Source organism: Mycobacterium sp. SMC-2, from assembly GCF_025263485.1.
GTDB lineage: Bacteria > Actinomycetota > Actinomycetes > Mycobacteriales > Mycobacteriaceae > Mycobacterium.
In genome coordinates this window covers 2849962-2868256 of sequence record NZ_CP079863.1, presented here as the reverse complement: position 1 = coordinate 2868256, position 18295 = coordinate 2849962, and the positions used below count along the sequence as shown (strand labels likewise).

At 70.2% G+C, this 18295-nt stretch carries 21 protein-coding genes; 3 read left to right on the top strand and 18 right to left on the bottom strand.

The window, feature by feature from the left end; translation table 11 throughout:
* Nucleotides 1-3 precede the first annotated feature (3 nt).
* From KXD96_RS13770 to KXD96_RS13750, 5 genes are all read right to left on the bottom strand, one after another.
* Nucleotides 4-402: an antitermination protein NusB gene (locus KXD96_RS13770; protein WP_260745066.1), complete on the bottom strand. Its 399-nt coding sequence runs from the start codon at nucleotides 400-402 to the stop codon at nucleotides 4-6.
* Nucleotides 399-905 (bottom strand): transcription antitermination factor NusB, encoded by a 507-nt coding sequence (gene nusB, locus KXD96_RS13765; RefSeq protein WP_260745065.1) that lies wholly within the window; start codon nucleotides 903-905, stop codon nucleotides 399-401. Before nusB ends, KXD96_RS13770 begins: the two co-directional genes overlap by 4 nt.
* Nucleotides 902-1465 (bottom strand): elongation factor P, encoded by a 564-nt coding sequence (gene efp, locus KXD96_RS13760; RefSeq protein ID WP_260745064.1) that lies wholly within the window; start codon nucleotides 1463-1465, stop codon nucleotides 902-904. Before efp ends, nusB begins: the two co-directional genes overlap by 4 nt.
* Before the next feature lie 138 nt (nucleotides 1466-1603).
* On the bottom strand, nucleotides 1604-1786 hold the full coding sequence (locus KXD96_RS13755; RefSeq protein WP_260745063.1) for a hypothetical protein: 183 nt from the start codon (nucleotides 1784-1786) through the stop codon (nucleotides 1604-1606).
* 88 nt (nucleotides 1787-1874) lie between these two features.
* Nucleotides 1875-2993 carry a Xaa-Pro peptidase family protein gene (locus KXD96_RS13750; RefSeq protein WP_260745062.1) on the bottom strand — a complete coding sequence of 373 codons (1119 nt, stop codon included), beginning with the start codon at nucleotides 2991-2993 and terminating at the stop codon, nucleotides 1875-1877.
* A gap of 33 nt (nucleotides 2994-3026) precedes the next feature.
* On the opposite strand from KXD96_RS13750, the gene KXD96_RS13745 reads away from it, so the two are divergent.
* Nucleotides 3027-3719 carry a B-4DMT family transporter gene (locus KXD96_RS13745; RefSeq protein ID WP_260745061.1) on the top strand — a complete coding sequence of 231 codons (693 nt, stop codon included), beginning with the start codon at nucleotides 3027-3029 and terminating at the stop codon, nucleotides 3717-3719.
* Between the two features lie 56 nt (nucleotides 3720-3775).
* On the opposite strand, the gene aroQ is transcribed toward KXD96_RS13745, so the two are convergent.
* From aroQ to KXD96_RS13695, 10 genes are all read right to left on the bottom strand, one after another.
* Nucleotides 3776-4216: a type II 3-dehydroquinate dehydratase gene (gene aroQ, locus KXD96_RS13740; RefSeq protein ID WP_260745060.1), complete on the bottom strand. Its 441-nt coding sequence runs from the start codon at nucleotides 4214-4216 to the stop codon at nucleotides 3776-3778.
* The gene (gene aroB / locus KXD96_RS13735) at nucleotides 4209-5294 is read right to left on the bottom strand and encodes a 3-dehydroquinate synthase (protein WP_260745059.1); all 1086 of its coding nucleotides are present in this window, start codon (nucleotides 5292-5294) and stop codon (nucleotides 4209-4211) included. The genes aroQ and aroB overlap by 8 nt, the downstream gene beginning before the upstream one ends.
* A complete protein-coding gene (locus KXD96_RS13730) occupies nucleotides 5291-5827 on the bottom strand; it encodes a shikimate kinase (RefSeq protein ID WP_260745058.1) in 537 nt (178 codons plus the stop codon). Before KXD96_RS13730 ends, aroB begins: the two co-directional genes overlap by 4 nt.
* Nucleotides 5827-7032, bottom strand: a complete 1206-nt coding sequence (aroC, locus tag KXD96_RS13725) for a chorismate synthase (protein ID WP_260745057.1) — start codon at nucleotides 7030-7032, stop codon at nucleotides 5827-5829. The genes KXD96_RS13730 and aroC overlap by 1 nt, the downstream gene beginning before the upstream one ends.
* A gap of 154 nt (nucleotides 7033-7186) precedes the next feature.
* On the bottom strand, nucleotides 7187-7567 hold the full coding sequence (locus KXD96_RS13720) for an A24 family peptidase (protein ID WP_260745367.1): 381 nt from the start codon (nucleotides 7565-7567) through the stop codon (nucleotides 7187-7189).
* A gap of 35 nt (nucleotides 7568-7602) precedes the next feature.
* Complete coding sequence (locus tag KXD96_RS13715) at nucleotides 7603-8451, bottom strand: shikimate dehydrogenase (protein ID WP_260745056.1); 849 nt, start codon at nucleotides 8449-8451, stop codon at nucleotides 7603-7605.
* Nucleotides 8429-9670, bottom strand: coding sequence for an endolytic transglycosylase MltG (mltG, locus tag KXD96_RS13710; protein WP_260745055.1), 1242 nt, complete (start codon nucleotides 9668-9670; stop codon nucleotides 8429-8431). The genes KXD96_RS13715 and mltG overlap by 23 nt, the downstream gene beginning before the upstream one ends.
* Nucleotides 9663-10187 carry a Holliday junction resolvase RuvX gene (gene ruvX, locus KXD96_RS13705; RefSeq protein ID WP_260745054.1) on the bottom strand — a complete coding sequence of 175 codons (525 nt, stop codon included), beginning with the start codon at nucleotides 10185-10187 and terminating at the stop codon, nucleotides 9663-9665. Before ruvX ends, mltG begins: the two co-directional genes overlap by 8 nt.
* On the bottom strand, nucleotides 10188-12893 hold the full coding sequence (gene alaS, locus KXD96_RS13700) for an alanine--tRNA ligase (RefSeq protein WP_260745053.1): 2706 nt from the start codon (nucleotides 12891-12893) through the stop codon (nucleotides 10188-10190). It lies immediately after the preceding gene.
* Nucleotides 12894-12975: 82 nt separating this feature from the next.
* Complete coding sequence (locus KXD96_RS13695; RefSeq protein ID WP_260745366.1) at nucleotides 12976-13365, bottom strand: secondary thiamine-phosphate synthase enzyme YjbQ; 390 nt, start codon at nucleotides 13363-13365, stop codon at nucleotides 12976-12978.
* 278 nt (nucleotides 13366-13643) lie between these two features.
* Between KXD96_RS13695 and KXD96_RS13690 the strand changes: the two genes are divergently transcribed.
* Nucleotides 13644-14267, top strand: a complete 624-nt coding sequence (locus tag KXD96_RS13690; RefSeq protein ID WP_260745052.1) for a hypothetical protein — start codon at nucleotides 13644-13646, stop codon at nucleotides 14265-14267.
* A gap of 41 nt (nucleotides 14268-14308) precedes the next feature.
* Here the strand turns inward: KXD96_RS13690 and KXD96_RS13685 are convergent, their stop codons facing one another.
* Both KXD96_RS13685 and KXD96_RS13680 read right to left on the bottom strand, forming a co-directional pair.
* Nucleotides 14309-14644 carry a hypothetical protein gene (locus KXD96_RS13685; RefSeq protein WP_260745051.1) on the bottom strand — a complete coding sequence of 112 codons (336 nt, stop codon included), beginning with the start codon at nucleotides 14642-14644 and terminating at the stop codon, nucleotides 14309-14311.
* Nucleotides 14641-16005, bottom strand: coding sequence for a replication-associated recombination protein A (locus tag KXD96_RS13680; RefSeq protein WP_260745050.1), 1365 nt, complete (start codon nucleotides 16003-16005; stop codon nucleotides 14641-14643). Before KXD96_RS13680 ends, KXD96_RS13685 begins: the two co-directional genes overlap by 4 nt.
* Nucleotides 16006-16132: 127 nt before the next feature.
* Between KXD96_RS13680 and KXD96_RS13675 the strand changes: the two genes are divergently transcribed.
* Nucleotides 16133-17164 carry a hypothetical protein gene (locus tag KXD96_RS13675; RefSeq protein ID WP_260745049.1) on the top strand — a complete coding sequence of 344 codons (1032 nt, stop codon included), beginning with the start codon at nucleotides 16133-16135 and terminating at the stop codon, nucleotides 17162-17164.
* On the opposite strand, the gene KXD96_RS13670 is transcribed toward KXD96_RS13675, so the two are convergent.
* Complete coding sequence (locus KXD96_RS13670; RefSeq protein WP_260740354.1) at nucleotides 17161-18144, bottom strand: IS481 family transposase; 984 nt, start codon at nucleotides 18142-18144, stop codon at nucleotides 17161-17163. The two genes, KXD96_RS13675 and KXD96_RS13670, sit on opposite strands and share 4 nt — an antisense overlap.
* Between the last annotated feature and the right edge of the window lie 151 nt (nucleotides 18145-18295).

The following is an 18295-nucleotide window of genomic DNA, read 5'->3' as shown; positions in this document are numbered from 1 at the left end:
GGCCTATTGTGCCCGCTCGTCCTCGCCGTCGTCGCCGTTCAGGGCGCGCCGATTGGCCCTCGTGCCCTCCACCCATCGCAGCACCGGGAGCTCCCGGCTGCGCGCCGGCAACTCGGTGACGTCGGACAGCGACCGCACCACGGACTGCGTCAGGCCCATGAGCGCGGCCATCACCGGCAGCAGCGGCTGCAGCGGCCTGGCGGCCGTGCGCACCGTGCTGATGCGACGGGCCACGATCAGCCGTTCGACGCAGTGGTACAGCCAGGCGCCCACGCCCAGCGCGTAAATCGAAAGCGCCGACGCGACGATCGTCCACCCGAAGGCGGCGCACATGACGGCGCCCAGCACCACCGTCGCGGCGAGCAAACCCGCGACGACGGCGCGCATCTCCAGCCGGGTCACCCCTGGCGTTCCTCGTTCTCCGGCGTGCCCGCGGAACGGATGCGGACCGCCGCGGCGGCCGCCCTGATCTGCGGCGTCACCAGCATGACCTGACCGAGCACGCCATTGACGAAGGCCGGCGACTCGTCGGTGGACAGTTCCTTGGCCAGCTGCACGGCCTCGTCCACGGCGACCGGCTCCGGGACGTCCTCGGCGTAGAGCAGTTCCCACACCGCGACCCGCAGGATGGCGCGATCCACGGCCGGCAGCCGGTCCAGCGTCCAGCCCTGCAGGTGCGAGCTGATCAGGTCGTCGATGTGGGCGGCGTGTTCGCCGACCCCGCGAGCCGCCGCGACGGTGTACGGCTGCAGCGGCGCCACGTCGGGGTTGGCCGCGGCCAGCGTGGCGCGCGCGTCGACGACCTCGGCCGGGCCCAGCCCGCGCGCCTCGGCCTCGAACAACAGGTCGACGGCACGCTTGCGGGCCTGATGGCGCCCTTTAACGGGTCGCGCGGGCCTGCTCACGCGTTGACGCGCCCCAGATAGCTGCCGTCGCGGGTGTCCACCTTGAGCTTGTCGCCGGTGTTGATGAACAGCGGCACCTGGATCTCCGCGCCGGTCTCCACGGTGGCGGGCTTGGTGCCGGCGCTGGACCGGTCGCCCTGCAGGCCGGGCTCGGTGTGGGTGACCTCGAGTTCGACCGAGACCGGCAGCTCGATGTACAGCGGCGCCCCGTTGTGGAACGCCACCTGCACCGGCATGCCCTCGAGCAGGAATCGGGCGGCGTCGCCGACCAGCGACTCCGGCAGCGGGTGCTGCTCGTAGTCCTGGCTGTCCATGAACACGAAGTCCGAGCCGTCGCGGTACAGGTAGGTGGTGTCGCGCCGGTCGACCGTGGCCGTCTCCACCTTCACGCCGGCGTTGTACGTCTTGTCGACGACCTTGCCGGAGAGCACGTTCTTCAGCTTGGTGCGCACGAAGGCCGGGCCCTTGCCGGGTTTGACGTGCTGGAACTCGACGATCTGCCAGAGCTGGCCGTCGATCACCAGCACGAGTCCATTCTTGAAGTCGGCAGTCGTTGCCACGGTCGGTGTATCTCCTAGGGGATGGGCAGCCGTTCGCGAACGGTCTGCAATTTGTTCGTCAGTCTAGAGCGGGCCGCGGCCGGGGCCCGCGCGTCGGGCGGCCCGTGACCGACGGGCAGCCGCTTTCCCGCTCCCGCGTTACGGGCCGGCCTGGGTCGGCTCGCTGTGCGATGCGGGCATCCGCTTGATCATCGTCAAGAAGGGGACATTCAGCTTGACCCCGCCGGAAAACGGCACGGGCAGGCCAAAATACACGATGTCTATCTCCAGCCGCAGCTCCCGCATGGGCTGGGCGTGCAAGTCCCAGCGAAAATCCCGCAAGCGCGCAAGGCTACGCTCGATTGGTCCCACCCCGTACACGTCACCCGACTTTACCCCCGGGGCCCGGTCCGCCATACGGCGCGTTTGCCTAGCTGAGAACGGCCAACTCCTTGGGGAATCTGGTCAGCAGTTCCGGTGCGTGCCCGCGGCTCGCCGCCGTCTCGTCCGGCACGACCAGGGTGTCCTCGATGCGCACGCCGCCGCGGCCCGGCAGGTAGACGCCGGGCTCGACGGTCACCACCGAACCAGCCAGCAGGGTGCCGGTGGACGTGGCGCCGATGCCGGGCGCCTCGTGGATCTGCAACCCCACGCCGTGCCCCAGGCCGTGGCCGAAGTGCTCGCCGTAGCCCGCGTCGACGATCAGCTGCCGCGCCGCCCCGTCGACCTCGCGCAGGTTTGCGCCGGGGCGCAGCGCCTCCCGGCCGGCCCGCTGCGCGTCGGCGACCAGCTGGTAGATCTCCCGCTGCCAGTCCGCGGCCTTGCCGAGCACGAATGTCCGGGTCATGTCGGAGTGATAGCCGGCCACCAGTGCGCCGAAGTCGATCTTGACGAAGTCGCCCGTGGCCAGCTCCGCGTCGGTGGGGCGGTGATGCGGGATCGCCGAGTTCGGCCCGGTGGCCACGATGGTTTCGAACGAGATCGCATCGGCGCCGTGGTCGAGCATCAGGGCCTCCAGCTCCCGGCTCACCTCGCGTTCGGTTCGCCCGGGCCGCAGCCCACCGCGCTCCACCAGGTCGGCGAGCGCGGCGTCGGCCGCCTCGCAGGCCAGCCGCAACAGCGCCACCTCACCGTCGTCCTTGACCTCGCGCAACGCCTCGACGGTTCCGGCGGCCCGCACCAGCTCGGTGGCCGCCTTGCGTTCGTCGAGTTCGCCGGTCAGGGCGTCGAAGGCATCGACGGTCACCACGTTGCTCTCGAAGCCGAGCTTGCCCACCCCGTCCTCGGCGGCGCGGCCGACCAGATAGCGGCCGAGGGCGCGTTCGATGGCGATCTCGAGCCCCGGCGCCTGCTCCGCGGCCTGGGTGCGATACCGACCGTCGGTGGCCAGCACCGGGCCGCGATCGTCGGCGAAAACCAGCAACGCGCCGTTCGATCCGGTGAAACCGGACAGGTAGCGCACGTTGTTCAGGTCGCTGACCAGCATCGCGTCCAGTCCGTTGGCACTGAGCCGCGCTTTCAGGTTGTCCCGACGCTGAGAATGTGTCACGACCCTTGACGGTACTCGCTAGGCTGATTGCCCATGACTAACTGGATGCTGCGCGGATTGGTGTATGCCGCAGCGATGGTCGTCGTTCGCTTGTTCCAAGGGGCGCTGATCAACGCGTGGCAGACGCAGGCCGGGCTTTTTAGCGTGGTGCTGCTGCTTCTCTTCATCATCGGCGTGGCCGTATGGGGGGTATTCGACGGCCGGGCGGACGCTATCGCGAACCCGGACCCGGACCGTCGTCGCGATTTGGCGATGACGTGGCTGCTGGCCGGCCTGGTGGCGGGCGTGCTGTCCGGCGCCGTCTCCTGGCTCATCGCGCTGGCGTACAAGGGCCTCTACACGGGCGGGCTGATCAATGAGGTGACCACGTTCGCGGCGTTCACCGCGCTGTGCGTGTTCCTGCCCGGGATCGTCGGCGTCACCATCGGCCGCTGGCGGGTGGACCGCAACCCGCCGCCCCGCCAGCCGGGAGCGGCCCCCGAGCGGGCCGACACCGACGTGTTCTCCGCGGTGCGCGGTGACGACGCGCCGACCGGTGAGATTCCCGCGGCGGGAGCCCAGCAGGAGGAGCGGACCGCGGCGGTCGCCACGGCCGAACGTGAGGCGCCGACCGAGACGGTCGAGGCCGCCGCGCACGAGGCCCCCACCGAAACGATCGCCAAGCCGGAGGAAGACCCCAAGACCGAGGTGATCCGCAAGCCGGGCGCTGAGCCCGGCAAGGATTAAGCTTCGGCGGATTAAGCTTGGGCGACTTAAGCTTTGCCGGATTAAGCTTTGCCGGCTTAAGCTTTGCCGGCTTCCGCCAGGTAGCGCAGGGCGAGCAGGTAGCCCTGGACGCCCAGCCCGACGATCACTCCGGTGGCGACCGGGCTGAGGTAGGAGTGGCGCCGAAAGTCCTCGCGGGCATGCACATTGGAGATGTGCACCTCGATCAGGGGCGCGCGCAACTCGGCGCACGCGTCGCGCAGCGCCACCGATGTGTGGGTCAGGCCGCCGGCGTTGAGGATCACCGGTTCGCCCGCGTCGGCGGCCGAATGGATCCAGTCCAGCAGCTCGGCCTCGCTGTCACTTTGGCGCACAACGGCTTTGAGCCCGAGCGCGGTGGCCTCCCGCTCGATGAGCGCGGCCAGTTGGTCATGCGTGGTATCCCCGTAGACGTCGGGCTCGCGACGGCCCAGCCGGCCCAGGTTCGGTCCGTTGATGATGTTCACCGTCTTACTCATGAGCCACACCCGCGTATGCCGCGGCCAGCAGCGCCGGGTCGGGGCCGGCCAGCCGCCCCGGCTTGGCCAGCCCGTCGAGCACCACAAACCTCAGCACACCGGCCCGCGACTTCTTGTCCTGGGCCATGTATTCCAGCAGCTGCGGTAGCGCGTCGGCGTCGTAGCTGACCGGCAGGCCAAGCGCCGACAGGACGCTGCGATGGCGCTGCGCGGTCGCGTCGTCGAGCCGGCCGGCGAGCCTGGCCAGTTCCGCGGCGAACACCAGGCCCACGGACACCGCGGCGCCGTGACGCCACTCGTAGCGCTCCCTGCGCTCGATCGCATGCCCCAAAGTGTGCCCGTAGTTTAAGATTTCGCGCAGCTCCGACTCCTTTTCGTCGGCGGCGACGACCTGTGCCTTGACGGCGATCGAGCGCCGCACCAGCTCCGGCAGCACGTCGCCGGTGGGGTCCACGGCCGCCTGCGGGTCGGCCTCGATGAGATCGAGGATCACCGGGTCGGCGATGAATCCGGTCTTGACCACCTCGGCCATCCCGGCGACGAGCTCGTTGTGCGGCAACGTTTCCAGGGTCGCCAGGTCGACCAGCACCGCCAGCGGCTGGTGAAACGCGCCCACCAGGTTCTTGCCCGCGTCGGTGTTGATGCCCGTCTTGCCGCCGACGGCCGCGTCGACCATGCCGAGCAACGTGGTGGGAATGTGGACGACGTCGACGCCGCGCAGCCAGGTGGCCGCCGCGAACCCGGCCACGTCGGTGGCGGCGCCGCCGCCGAGGCTGACCACCGCGTCTTTTCGGTCAATCCCGATGCGGCCGAACACTTCCCAGAGGAATCCGACGACCGGCAGGTCCTTGCCTGCTTCGGCGTCCGGAATTTCGATGCGGTGTGCGTCAACACCCTTGTCCGCCAGGCGGCTTCGGATCGCCTCGGCGGTCTGCGCCAGCACCGGTTGATGCACTACGGCCACCCGGTGCCGGTCGCAGAGGAACTCGACCAGCTGGTCGCCCAGGTCGGTGCCGATGACCACCGGGTACGGCGGATCGACGGCCACCTGCACGGTGACCGGCGCGGGGTGGATCATGTGCCGGCCTCCGCGTGCGTGTTCTCGGGCGTCTGCAGCCTGGACACGATGTAGCGCACCACCGCCCCGGGATTGCGGCGGTTGGTGTCGACGCGGATCGTCGACACGCGCCGGTACAACGGGACCCGCTTCGCCATCAGCGCGCGGAACTTCTCCGCGCGGTCGGGGCCGGCGAGCAGCGGGCGCACGGTGTTGCCGCCGGTGCGCCGGACGCCCTCGCCGGCGCTGATCTCCAGGTAGATGACGGTGTGGCCGGCGAGCGCCTCGCAGACGCCCGGGCTGGTGACCGCCCCACCTCCGAGCGACAGCACGCCGTCGTGCTCGGCCAGCGCCGCGCGCACCGCGTCCTCCTCGATGCGGCGGAACTCCTGCTCCCCGTCGGTGGCGAAGATGTCGGCGATGCTGCGACCGGTCCGCTGCTCGATCGCCGCGTCGGTGTCGAGGAATCCGACGCCGAGCGCCTTGGCCAGGCGCCTCCCGATGGTGGACTTGCCCGAGCCGGGCAGCCCGACGAGTACCGCCCTGGGTGCCATCACGCGGTACCCCGGGCGGCCGGCGCTTCCCGCTCGGCGACCGCGCGCTGATACGCCTCGATGTTGCGCCGGGTTTCGGTGAGCGAATCGCCGCCGAACTTCTCCAGCGCGGCCCGGGCCAGCACCAACGCCACCATGGCCTCGACCACGACGCCGGCGGCGGGCACCGCGCACACGTCCGAGCGCTGGTGAATGGCGACGGCCTCGTCCCCGGTCGCCATGTCGACGGTGGCCAGCGCCCGCGGCACGGTGGAGATGGGCTTCATGGCGGCGCGCACCCGCAGCGGCTGGCCGTTGGTCATGCCGCCCTCCAGCCCGCCTGCGCGGTTGGTCGAGCGGACCACACCGTCGGGCCCGGGATACATCTCGTCGTGGGCGCCGCTGCCGCGGCGGCGCGCCGTCTCGAACCCGTCGCCGATCTCCACGCCCTTGATGGCTTGGATGCCCATCACCGCGGCGGCGAGCTGGCTGTCCAGCCGGTTGTCGCCGCTGGTGAACGAACCCAGCCCGACCGGCAGGCCCAGGGCGACCACCTCGACCACGCCGCCGAGGGTGTCGCCGTCCTTCTTGGCCGCCTCGATCTCGGCGACCATGGACCGCTCGGCCTCTGCGTCGAACGCGCGCACCGGGCTGGCGTCGATCGCGGCCAGATCTTCGGCGCGCGGCGGGGGGCCGTGGTAGGGCGCCGACGGGCCGATCGCGATGACGTGCGAGAGCACCTCCACACCCAGCGCCTGGCGCAGGAAGGACCGCGCGACCGTGCCCACCGCGACGCGGGCGGCGGTCTCCCGGGCGCTGGCCCGCTCCAGCACCGGCCGGGCGTCGTCGAAGCCGTACTTGAGCATGCCGGCGTAGTCGGCATGCCCGGGCCGCGGACGGGTGAGCGGTTCGTTGCGTGCGATGTTGGCCAGCTCCGACGGATCGACCGGGTCGGCGGCCATCACGGTTTCCCACTTGGGCCATTCGGTGTTGCCGATCTCGATGGCGATGGGGCCGCCCAGCGTGAGGCCGTGGCGCACCCCGGAGAGCACCGTCACCGCGTCGCGCTCGAACTTCATCCGCGCGCCGCGGCCGTAACCGAGCCGGCGGCGGGCCAATTGGTCGGCGATATCGGTCGAGGTGACCTCCACGCCGGCGACCATGCCCTCGAGCATGGCCACCAACGCGCGGCCATGCGACTCCCCGGCGGTGATCCAACGCAACACCCGATCATCTTCCCATGTGCGGCATGGGCCGCCCAAAAGCCGCCGGGTGCGCCGAACGTGTAACTACTGCGAAAAATGCGCCGGAATTTCGCAGTGGCTGCACGTTCGGCGGCGACGACCCGAACACGTCCGCAGGTGTCGGTGCCCGCAATCGTCACCCGAGAACCAGGCCGATCGCGGCGGCAGTGGCCAGGCACATCGACGGGCCGTGCGGGACCTCGCGCACGCCGCGCAGCAGGCCCCACGTCACGGTCAGCAGCGGGGCCGCCAGCGCCGCCAGGAACCACGCCCCGACGCCGAAGCGGCCGGCCAGCGCGCCCAGCCCGATCGCCAGCTTGACGTCGCCGGCGCCCATCCCCGCCGGGGCGACCGCGTACGCCAGCAGGTAGGTCGCGGTCAGCGCCGCCGCCCCGGCCAGCGCGGGCCAGCCGCGACCGGCCGCCGCGGCGGCCAGCAGGATCACCCCGGCCCCGGGCAGCGTCAAAGCGTTGGGCAACCGCCGGTGCCGGATGTCCCAGATGCTCAGGGCGCACATCCACAGCGCCACGATCCCGGCCACGACGCGGGACGCTAGCCCAAAGCGGCGGCCATCGCCTCTCGCGGCGCCGGTAGCCCTGTGAATAACTCGACTTGGGTAAACGCCTGGTGCAGCAGCATCTGCAGGCCGCTGACCACGCGGCCGCCGGCGGCGGCCACCGCGGCGGCCAGTGGCGTGGGCCACGGGTCGTAGACGGCGTCGAGCAGGACGGGAATCGGCGCGAAGATGTCCGCATACCGCGCCGCGACGTCCGCGGGGATCGTGCTGACCAGCACCTCCGCACCGGCCACCGCGCGGGCCAGCTCGGCGCTGTCCAGGCTCACGAACCGCGTTGGCACCCCGATCCCGGCGCCGAGGTCCACCAGCCGGGCCGCCTTGTCCGGGTTGCGCGCGACGACGGTGATGGCGCCGACACCCAATTGGGCCAGCCCCAGGACGGCCGCCGGCGCGGTGCCGCCCGACCCGCACACCAGCGCCGGCCCGGCCGCTCCCCCTGTTGACGCCAGCGCCCCCGCTACCCCGTCGATGTCGGTGTTGTCGGCCCGCCAGCCCGACGGCGTGCGGACCAGGGTGTTGGCCGACCCCACCCGCTCGGCCCGTTCGGTGCGCTCGTCGGCGAACCGCAGCGCGGCGAACTTGCCCGGCATGGTCACCGACACCCCGACCCACTCGGGCCCGAACCCGCTGACCACTGCGGGCAGCTGCTCGGCGTCGCACTCGATGCGCTCGTAGGTCCAGTCGTGCAGGCCCAGGGCCCGGTAGGCGGCCAGGTGCAGTTGCGGGGACTTCGAGTGGGCGATCGGCTTGCCCAGCACGCCCGCTTTTCTGGCGCGTCCGGCCGCCCTGCGGGCGGCGCCGCTAGCGTGCGGAGTCGAGGACACCGTTGCGCTTAGCCAGCTCGATGTTGGCCAGATGCTGCTGATAGTCCTTGGTGAACAGCGTCGTCCCCTGGGCGTCGATGGTGACGAAGTAGAGCCAGTCACCTGGTTCGGGATGCTCGGCGGCGTGCAGCGCGTCGACGCCGGGCGAACAGATCGCGGTGGCGGGCAGCCCCAGCGACACATAGGTGTTCCAGGGCGTCTTCTGGGCCCGGTCGGCGTCGGTGGTGGCCACCTCGCGGCGGTCCAGCGGGTAGTTGACCGTCGAGTCGAATTCCAGCGTGTGGTGAGCGTGCAGCCGGTTGTAGATGACCTGCGCCACCTTCGCGAAGTCCTGCGATCTGGACTCCTGTTCCACCAGCGAGGCCACCACCAGGATGTCGTAGGGCGACAGGCCCATGGCCTGGGCGGTGTCCACCAACCCGGACTTCATGTTCTCGACGGCCCCCGCGCTGATCAGGCCGGACAGGATGGTCTCGGCCGAGGCGGACGGGTCGACGTTGAAGGTTCCGGGCGCGATCAGCCCCTCGATCCGGCGATGGTCCCTGCCGAGCTCGGTGAACGGCTCGACGGCCCATAGCGGCACGGCCAGCGCGGCGGGCGTGCTGTTGGTCGCCGCCGCCCGCAGCCCCTCCACCGCGACGCAGTGCTGGTTGCCGTCCAGGGTCACGCACGTGGCGCGGGAGATCAGTGAAAAGATGCCGGGATTGACCTTATTGGTCTTCATGTCGGTGGTGTCGTCGAGCTGACGCCCCTCAGGGATGACCAGCCGGCCCACCCGGCTGTTGGGATCGGTGAGCCGCGCGACGGCGTCGGCCGCCGGGATCTCGGTGCGCATCCGGTAGAAGCCGGGCTGGATCGAGGAGATCTTGCTGTTGCCGTGCGCGGCGTTGACGAATGCCCGGATGGTCTTGATCACCTGCTCGCGCTGCAGCGTCTCCCCGACCATGGTGGTCGAGTCACCGTCCTTGATCTGAATTACGATGTCCTGCTTGCCGTTTCCGCTGTAGTCGTCGCCGGCCACGAACACCGTGTGCCACAGCTTGGCGCCGAAGAAGACTCCTACCAGCACGACGACGGCGAGGACCGCGAGCACGATCTTGCCGGCGAACCGCCGCCGGCGTCGCCCCCGCTCGTGCCGGTTCCGGGCGACGCGGCTGCGCTTTCGGGGCGGGCCGACGGCTTCGGGCTCGGCCCGTTCCCGCCGTGCGCTGTCAACCATCGGCGGGCTCCGTCGGCGTCGGGGTGGCGCGGCGCTGGTCGAGCCAGCTCTGCAGGATGGCCACCGCGGCCGCCTGGTCGATCACCGCCCGCTGTTCCCGGGCGCGGACGCCGGCCGCACGCAGCGATCGTTGCGCGCTGACGGTGGTCAGGCGCTCGTCGGCCATGCGTACCGGCGTCGGGGCGATCCGCTGGGCCAGCGCGTCGGCCAGCTCGATCGCGTCGATGGCCGAGGGGCCGGTGCGGTCGGCCAGCGTCCGCGGCAGCCCCACGACCACCTCGACCACCCCGAGCTCGGCGGCCAGCTCGGCCAGCCGCCGCAGGTGCTTGCCGGAGCGATCGCGGCGCACGGTCTGAACGGGGGTGGCAAGGATGCCGTCGGGGTCGCTGCAGGCGACGCCGATGCGCACGCTGCCCACGTCGATGCCGAGGCTTCTCCCGGGTCGGGACCCCCGACCTGGACTGTTCTGGTCAGGGTCGCCGGGCCGGTCGGGCAAGCGATGCTGGGTGGGAACCACTCAACCGACCCGCGCTATCTCCGAGCGGACCGCGTCGAGCGCCGCGTCGATGCGGGTCGGGTCCTTGCCGGAACCCTGCGCCAGGTCCGGCTTGCCGCCGCCACGGCCGTCGACGGTCGCGGCCAGCCGCTTGATCAGGTCGTTGGCGCGGATCCCGAGTTCCTGGGCGGCCGGGTTCGCCGCGACCGCATAGGGCACGGTGCCGCCCTCACCCTCCGCGATGAGCGCCACCACGGCGGGCTCGCTGCCAAGCTTGCCGCGGATGTCGCCCACCAGGGACCGGAGGTCGCCGGCCGTCATCCCGGCCGACATGCGTTGCGCCACCACACGGACGTTACCGATACGCTCCGCGCCGGCCGCGGCGTTGGTCGCGGCCGCCCGCGCGCTCGCCAGCCGCGCGCGTTCGAGTTCCTTCTCGGCGGCCTTCAGCCGCTCGACCAGGCCGGCCACCCGGGCGGGCACCTCGTCGGACGGCACCTTCAGCGACGACGCCAGCCCCGCCATCAGGGCGCGCTCCCTGGCCAGGTGGCGGAACGAGTCCAGCCCGACGTAGGCCTCCACCCGGCGCACCCCGGAACCGACCGACGATTCGCCCAGAATGGTCACCGGCCCGATCTGCGCCGAGTTGTGCACATGGGTCCCGCCGCAGAGCTCCAGCGAGAACGGGCCCCCGATCTCCACCACCCGCACCTCGTCCGGGTAGGCCTCGCCGAACATGGCCATCGCGCCCATCGCCTTGGCCCGTTCGAGCTTCTCGGTGAACGTGTGCACCTCGAAGTCGGCCTGGACGGCCTCGTTGGTCACTTCCTCGACCTGCGTGCGCTGCTCGTCGGAGAGCGGACCCTGCCAGTTGAAGTCGAAACGCAGGTAGCCGGGGCGGTTCAGCGATCCCGCCTGAACGGCGTTGGGGCCCAGCACCTGTCGCAACGCCGCGTGCACCATGTGGGTGCCCGAGTGGCCCTGGGTGGCGCCCCGGCGCCATTCCGGATCGACCGCCGCGACGACGGTGTCGCCCTCCACGAATTCCCCGGACTCGACGTTGACCCGGTGCACCCACAGGGTTTTGGCGATCTTCTGCACGTCGGTCACCGCCGCGCGGGCGCTCTCGCCGGCCCCCGTCCCGCTGATGGTGCCCTCGTCGGCGATCTGCCCGCCGGACTCGGCGTAGAGCGGGGTGCGGTCCAGCACCAGCTCGACCTGGTGCGCCCCGTCCCCTCCGGTTTGCGTGCCATGTGTGACGACCGGCACGCGCTTACCGTCGACGAAGATGCCCAGAATCCTTGCCTCCGAGGTCAATTCGTCGAAGCCAGTGAATTCGGTGGGGCCGGCGTCGACCAGCTCGCGGTAGGCGGTCAGGTCGGCGTGCGCGTGCTTGCGGGCGGCGGCGTCCGCCTTGGCGCGACGACGCTGTTCGGCCATCAGTTCCCGGAAGCCGATTTCGTCGACCTGCAGGCCGGCCTCGGCGGCCATCTCCAGGGTCAGCTCGATCGGGAAGCCGTAGGTGTCGTGCAGCGTGAAGGCGTCCGAGCCGGAGATCGCTTTGGCCCCGGCGGCTTTGGTGGTGCCGGCCACCTCGTCGAACAGCCTCGAGCCGGCCGCCAGCGTGCGGTTGAACGCGGTCTCCTCGGCGACGGCGATACGGCGGATCCGCTTGAAGTCGGCGACGAGTTCGGGATACGACGGCCCCATCGCGTCCCGCACGGTGGTCATCAGGTCTTTGACGATGGGACCCTCGACGTCGAGCAGCTTGGCCGAGCGGATCACCCGGCGCAGCAGCCGGCGCAGGACGTACCCGCGGCCGTCGTTGCCGGGAGTGACGCCGTCGCCGATCAGGATCGCCGCGGTGCGGCTGTGGTCCGCGATGACCCGGTAGCGCACGTCGTCGTCGCGGTTGCCGACGTCGTACCCGCGCGGCGCGCGCGCGGCCACGGCATCGATGACCGGGCGCAGCAGGTCGGTCTCGTAGACGTTGTGCACGCCCTGCAGCACGAAGGCGACCCGCTCCACGCCCATGCCGGTGTCGATGTTCTTGCGGGGCAACGGTCCGAGGATCTTGAAGTCGGTCTTGCCGGTCCCCTCGCCGCGTTCGCTCTGCATGAACACTAGGTTCCACAGCTCGACGTAGCGGTCCTCGTTGGCCACCGGGCCGCCGCCGACGCCGAACTCTTCCCCGCGGTCGTAGTAGATCTCCGACGACGGCCCGCACGGACCGGGGATCCCCATGGACCAGTAGTTGTCCTCCATGCCGCGGCGCTGGATCCGCTCGGCCGGCAGGCCGGCGATCTCCTGCCACAGCCGCACGGCCTCGTCGTCGTCGAAATAGACCGTGGTCCAGATTCGTTCGGGGTCCAGGCCGTAGCCGCCCTCGGACACGCTGTTGGTCAGCAGGGTCCACGCCAGTTCGATGGCACCGCGCTTGAAATAGTCGCCGAACGAGAAGTTGCCGGCCATCTGGAAGAACGTGTTATGCCGGGTGGTGATGCCGACCTCGTCGATGTCGGGCGTTCGGATGCACTTCTGGATGCTGGTGGCGGTCTTGTACGGCGGGGTGCGCGCGCCCAGGAAGTACGGTACGAACTGCACCATGCCCGCGTTGACGAAAAGCAGGTTGGGGTCGTCGAGGATCACCGAGGCGCTGGGCACCTCGGTGTGTCCCGCCTTCACGAAATGATCAAGAAACCTCTTCCTGATCTCGTGTGTCTGCACTTGAAGTCCGCTTCTTCCTGTTGCTTTTTTGCGTTGACGTCTACTCCCAGCCTATTCGCTGGAATGTTGGACCAGCGGTCCGCTAACCCTCCAGGAAGCTCAGCCGAACCGAGCGTCGCGGATTGTCCCGGTTCAGATCGACCAGCACGATGCTTTGCCAGGTGCCCAGCATCGGCTCGCCGCCGGAGACCGGCACGGTCACCGACGGCGCGACCAGCGCCGGCAGCACATGGTCGGCGCCGTGCCCCGGGGAGCCGTGCGCGTGCCGGTAACGGTCGTCGCGCGGGAGCAGCCGTTCCAGCGTGTCGACCAGGTCGTCGTCGGAGCCGGCCCCGGTCTCGATGATGGCGACGCCCGCCGTCGCGTGCGGGACGAAGACATTGCACAGGCCGTCGCCCCTCGACCAGCAGAAGCCCCGCACCGCCTCGGTGAGATCGACGATGCGGCGCCGGGTTGTGTCCACGTCCAGCACGTCGGTATGCATTCCGACCAGCCTACGGGGCACCAGCTGCGACCAGCCAATCGTTTGTGAGCGCGGCCACATTAGGGCACTGCCACATTCGGGCACTGCGGCATTCGGGCACTGCGGCATTCGGGCACTGCGGCATTCGGGCACTGCGGCATTCGGGCACTGCGGCGCAGGCATTGCGGCATTAGGGCATTGCGGCGCGCAACGGGCAGGAGGAAGGTAACGGGTGGGACCGGTGGCGCCACCGGCTCGGTATCAACCCTCGACAGAGGAGGTCGGCCGTGTACGCACGCTCTACCACCATCCAGGCGCAACCCTTGTCGGTCGACATCGGGATCGCGCACGTCCGCGACGTCGTCATGCCGGCCCTCACGGAGATCGATGGATGTGTCGGACTGTCACTGTTGGTCGACCGGCAGTCCGGGACCTGCATCGCCACCAGCTCGTGGGACAGCATCGACGCGATGCGCGCCAGCGCCGAACGGGTCGCCCCGATCCGCGACCGGGCCGCGCTGATGTTCGACGGCAGCGCGCGCGTCGAGGAGTGGGACATCGCTTTGCTGCACCGTGACCACCCCTCCCGCCAGGGGGCGTGCGTGCGGGCCACCTGGCTCAAGGTGGTGCCGGATCAGCTCAGCCGGTCTCTGGACTTCTATCGGATGTCGGTGCTTCCCGAGATGGAGGACCTCGACGGGTTCTGCAGCGCCAGCCTCCTGGTCGACCATCCCGCGTGCCGGCGAGCGGTGTCCTGCTCGACGTTCGACTCGATGGACGCGATGGCCCGCAACCGCGACCGGGCTACCGAGTTGCGCAGCAGGCGCGTGCGCGAGCTGGGCGCCGAGGTCGTCGACGTGGCCGAGTTCGAGTTGGCGATCGCGCACCTGCGGGTGCCCGAGCTGGTCTAGAGCCACGCACTGACGGCTTTCGCGCCGAGATCGCCGAGGCCCTAGGGCAACGCATCCCCGGGAAACCCGCGGCAGGGGTGCACCTCGAAGGTGAAGACGCCCGCGGCGACGCCGGGGTCGCCGGCCATGATGGCGGCGGTGTCGTCCACCCCGGCCGCGAACACCGCGATCCCGCAGACGCTGGAGCCGTCGGTGACCGGCAACACCACTGCCAGCACCCCGTCGTCGCGCAGCGCGAAATTGCGGCGGCCGTGCTCCCAGACGATCGCCGCCGCAGTCTCCTCGGCGAACCGCGGCCCCTGCTTGAGGATGACGACGCTGTAGTCCTTGGTGGTGGCCAGCAGGCGGCCCATCTCCTCGTCGGTGAAGGTCTTCACGACCGCCCCCGTTTCCTGCGGATGATCGCCCGCAACCGTTCCAGCCGTCCCGGCATCTCCCGCTCGCCGCCGCGGCCGGTCGGCCGGTAGTAGTCCACGCCCACCAGCTCGTCCGGCGGATATTGCTGGGCCACGACGCCGTCGGGATCGTTGTGCGAGTACTGGTAGCCCTGTGCGTGTCCCAGCGCCGCCGCGCCGGAGTAGTGCCCGTCGCGCAGGTGGGGCGGCACCAGGCCGGCCTTCCCCGCCTTGATGTCGTCCATCGCCGCCGCCAGGGCGGTGGTGACGGAGTTCGACTTGGGTGCGGTGGCCAGGTGGATGGTGGCGTGCGCCAGGGTCAGCTGCGCCTCGGGCATGCCGATCAGCGCCACCGTCTGCGCGGCCGCCACCGCGATCTGCAGCGCACTGGGATCGGCCATGCCGATGTCCTCGCTGGCCAGGATCATCAGCCGGCGCGCGACGAACCGCGGGTCCTCGCCCGCGACGAGCATGCGGGCCAGGTAGTGCAGCGCCGCGTCGACGTCCGAGCCTCGCACCGACTTGATGAAGGCACTGATGACGTCGTAGTGCTGGTCGCCGTCGCGGTCGTAGCGCACCGCGGCCTTGTCCAGGGACTGCTCGATGGTCTCGACGCCGACGGCGTCCGCGGCTCCCTCAACCGCCTCGGCCGCCACCTCCAGCGCGGTGAGCGCGCGGCGGGCGTCGCCGGCGGCCAGCCGCACCAGCAGGTCGACCGCCTCGGGCGTCACGGCGACCCGGCCGCCCAGCCCGCGGGGATCGTCGATCGCGCGCCGCACCACGGTGCGGATGTCGTCGGCGCTCAACGGGCGCAACTGCAGGATCAGCGACCGGGACAGCAGCGGCGCCACCACGGAAAACGACGGGTTCTCGGTGGTCGCCGCCACCAACAGCACCACCCGGTTCTCCACCGCGGACAGCAGGGCGTCCTGCTGGGTCTTGGAAAACCGGTGCACCTCGTCGATGAACAGCACCGTCTGCTCGCCGGACAGCAGCGCCCGCCGTGCGTTCTCTATGACCGCCCGAACCTCTTTCACGCCGGCCGACAACGCCGACAGCGCCTCGAACCGGCGGCCGGTCGCCTGGGAGATCAGCGCGGCCAGCGTCGTCTTGCCGCTGCCGGGCGGGCCGTACAGGATGGCCGACGCCACCCCCGATCCCTCGACCAGGCGGCGCAGCGGCGATCCGGGCGCCAACAGGTGCTCCTGCCCGACCACTTCGTCCAGCGACGCCGGCCGCATGCGCACCGCCAGGGGCGCACCGGCCGACACGCCCAAGCCGCGATCGCTCGTCGGCGGCGCGCCGGGAAGGTCAAAAAGACCGTCGGACACGGCTTCAGGCATACCACGGGAAGCCGACCGGTGTGCCGGTGCACGCAACGCGCGCGTCAGGGCCGCATATTTGCTAAGTTGCCGTTTGCCAAGTTCCGTGCGCGTGCCCCACGAAGCGGATCAGACAGCTAGGACGGACATGAGCCAGCCTCCCGAGTATCCAGGCACCCCGGCCGATCCCCACGGCGGCGAGCAAAACCCTCCGGGCTACCCGCCCCCGCCCGGTTACGGCACGCCACCCCCGCAGCCCGGCTACGGCGCGCCGCCCCCGCAGCCGCCACCCGGCTATGGCCCGCCCCCCGGCTACGGCGCGCCGCCCCCGCAGCCGCCACCCGGCTACGGCCCCCCGCCCGGTTATGGCGCGCCGCCCGGTTACGGCGGGCCGCCCCCACCCGGCTACGGCCCGCCGCAGGGGTACGGAGCCCCGCCCAAGCCCGCCTTCAGCATCGGTGACGCGTTCAACTGGGCGTGGAACACGTTCACCCAGAACGCCGTGGCGTTGATCGTGCCCGCACTGGTCTATGGCCTGCTGTTCGGGGCGGCCAGTGCGGTGGACATCGTGGCCCAAAACATGTCGCCGAACACGACAACCATCGACAACGACTACGGCTTCTACTTCACGGCCAATCTCACCGGCGTCCCGTTGGTCATCTTCATCATCGGCACCCTGCTGACCTACCTGGTAGCGGCATTCGCCCAAGCCGGTTTCCTGTCGGGCTGCCTGGACATCGCCGACGGACGCCCGGTGACCGTTGGCTCGTTCTTCCGTCCGCGTAACTTGGGGATGGCGTTTCTGGCCGCGCTGATCGTCGGCGTGCTCACCTCGATCGGCTATTCCCTGTGCTTCGTTCCGGGCCTCGTCCTGAGCCTTTTCGTGCAGTTCACCATCCTGTTCGTGGTCGACCGCTCGGAGTCGGCGATCAAGGGCTTCACTTCCAGCTTCTCGCTCGTGGGGTCGAACTTCGCCAACGCGGCGCTGGTATGGCTGGTGGTGCTGGCGCTGACCTTCGCGGGCGCGCTGGCGTGTGGCGTGGGCCTGCTGGTGGCGGTCCCCCTCGACGCGCTCATCCTCACCTACGCCTACCGCAAGCTGACCGGCGGGCAGGTCGTCCCGGCGCCGCAGCCGGGCTACCAACCGGGCCCCCCGCCGCCCGGGCCGCAACAGGCCTAACTGTACTGACCTGAGAGGTTAGGTACGCGGCTGGCGGGTGGTTGGCCGCCGAGTGCGGTGTGGCCGCGGTGGTGATTGTAGGTGTGGAGCCAGGCAGTGAAGGCGTGGCAGCGTTCGGCGTCGCTGGTGTAGAGCTGGGCGTAGGCCCATTCGTCGGCTAGCGTGCGGTGAAATCTCTCCACTTTGCCGTTGGTTTGCGGCCGATAGGGGCGGGTGCGGCGATGCTCGATAGCTCCGAGTGCGTCGGTGAAGGCCTGGGATCGATAGCAGGACCCGTTGTCGGTCAATACTTTCCGTACCGTGATGCCGTGCGCGGTGAACCAGGCATCAGCGCGGATCCAAAACGCTGCCGCAGTGTCTTTGCGTTCGTCAGCCAGCAGCTCGGTGTAGGCCAGGCGCGAGTGGCCATCAATGGCGGTGTGTAGGAAGTGGTACCCGATCGCGGGGTGGCGCGCGGTCATCCGAATCGATCGATGAGCTTGAGAATTGCGTTTGCCCAGCGATCGGCCCAGCATCCGCCAACCACCGCCGGCGGGGATCTTGCCCAGTTTTTTGACATCGACATGCACTAGCTCGCCGCACCTAGCCGAGTCGATGCGGCGGATCACCCGACCGGTGGGGCGGTCTAGCCAACGGAGTCTGGCCATCCCGTAACGGGTGAGCACGCGATGCACCGTGGAGGGATGGATGCCGAGTAGGTAACCGATTCGAGCGGGTCCCCACCTGCGGATCACCCGAACTTTAATGATGCGGCGCTCGGTGCGCGTGGGTGTGCGGCGAGGGCTGTGATGCGGGCGTGAACTGCGATCAACCATTGCCGGCGCCCCGGCGGCGCGGTACCGCCCGGCCCAGCGCGCCGCGGTGGTCGCCGACACCTGGAACCGCTCGGCGGCCCGCCGCAGCGGCCAGCCATCATCAACAACACACCGGGCCAGCCGCAGCCGACCGGTTTCAGACAATGGAGCATTACGGTGGGACACGAAGACCTCCGATTGTGAGCAGTGCGTTCCTTGACAGCTCGCACTTCACTCGGAGGTCTTCGTCATGTCACCACGCCACGCCGTCACCAACGTCCGTGGTCAGTACACCTAACCGGCCCGCTCCGACGTTACGGCGCTGTCAGGCGCGCTG

Excerpts from the sequence above, each read along its gene's own strand:
- KXD96_RS13745 (WP_260745061.1), top strand. The coding sequence starts at position 3,027 with ATGACTAACTGGATGCTGCGCGGATTGGTGTATGCCGCAGCGATGGTC.
- aroQ (WP_260745060.1), bottom strand. The coding sequence starts at position 4,216 with ATGAGTAAGACGGTGAACATCATCAACGGACCGAACCTGGGCCGGCTG.
- aroB (WP_260745059.1), bottom strand. The coding sequence starts at position 5,294 with ATGATCCACCCCGCGCCGGTCACCGTGCAGGTGGCCGTCGATCCGCCG.
- KXD96_RS13730 (WP_260745058.1), bottom strand. The coding sequence starts at position 5,827 with ATGGCACCCAGGGCGGTACTCGTCGGGCTGCCCGGCTCGGGCAAGTCC.
- KXD96_RS13720 (WP_260745367.1), bottom strand. The coding sequence starts at position 7,567 with ATGTGCGCCCTGAGCATCTGGGACATCCGGCACCGGCGGTTGCCCAAC.
- mltG (WP_260745055.1), bottom strand. The coding sequence starts at position 9,670 with ATGGTTGACAGCGCACGGCGGGAACGGGCCGAGCCCGAAGCCGTCGGC.
- KXD96_RS13680 (WP_260745050.1), bottom strand. The coding sequence starts at position 16,005 with ATGCCTGAAGCCGTGTCCGACGGTCTTTTTGACCTTCCCGGCGCGCCG.
- KXD96_RS13675 (WP_260745049.1), top strand. The coding sequence starts at position 16,133 with ATGAGCCAGCCTCCCGAGTATCCAGGCACCCCGGCCGATCCCCACGGC.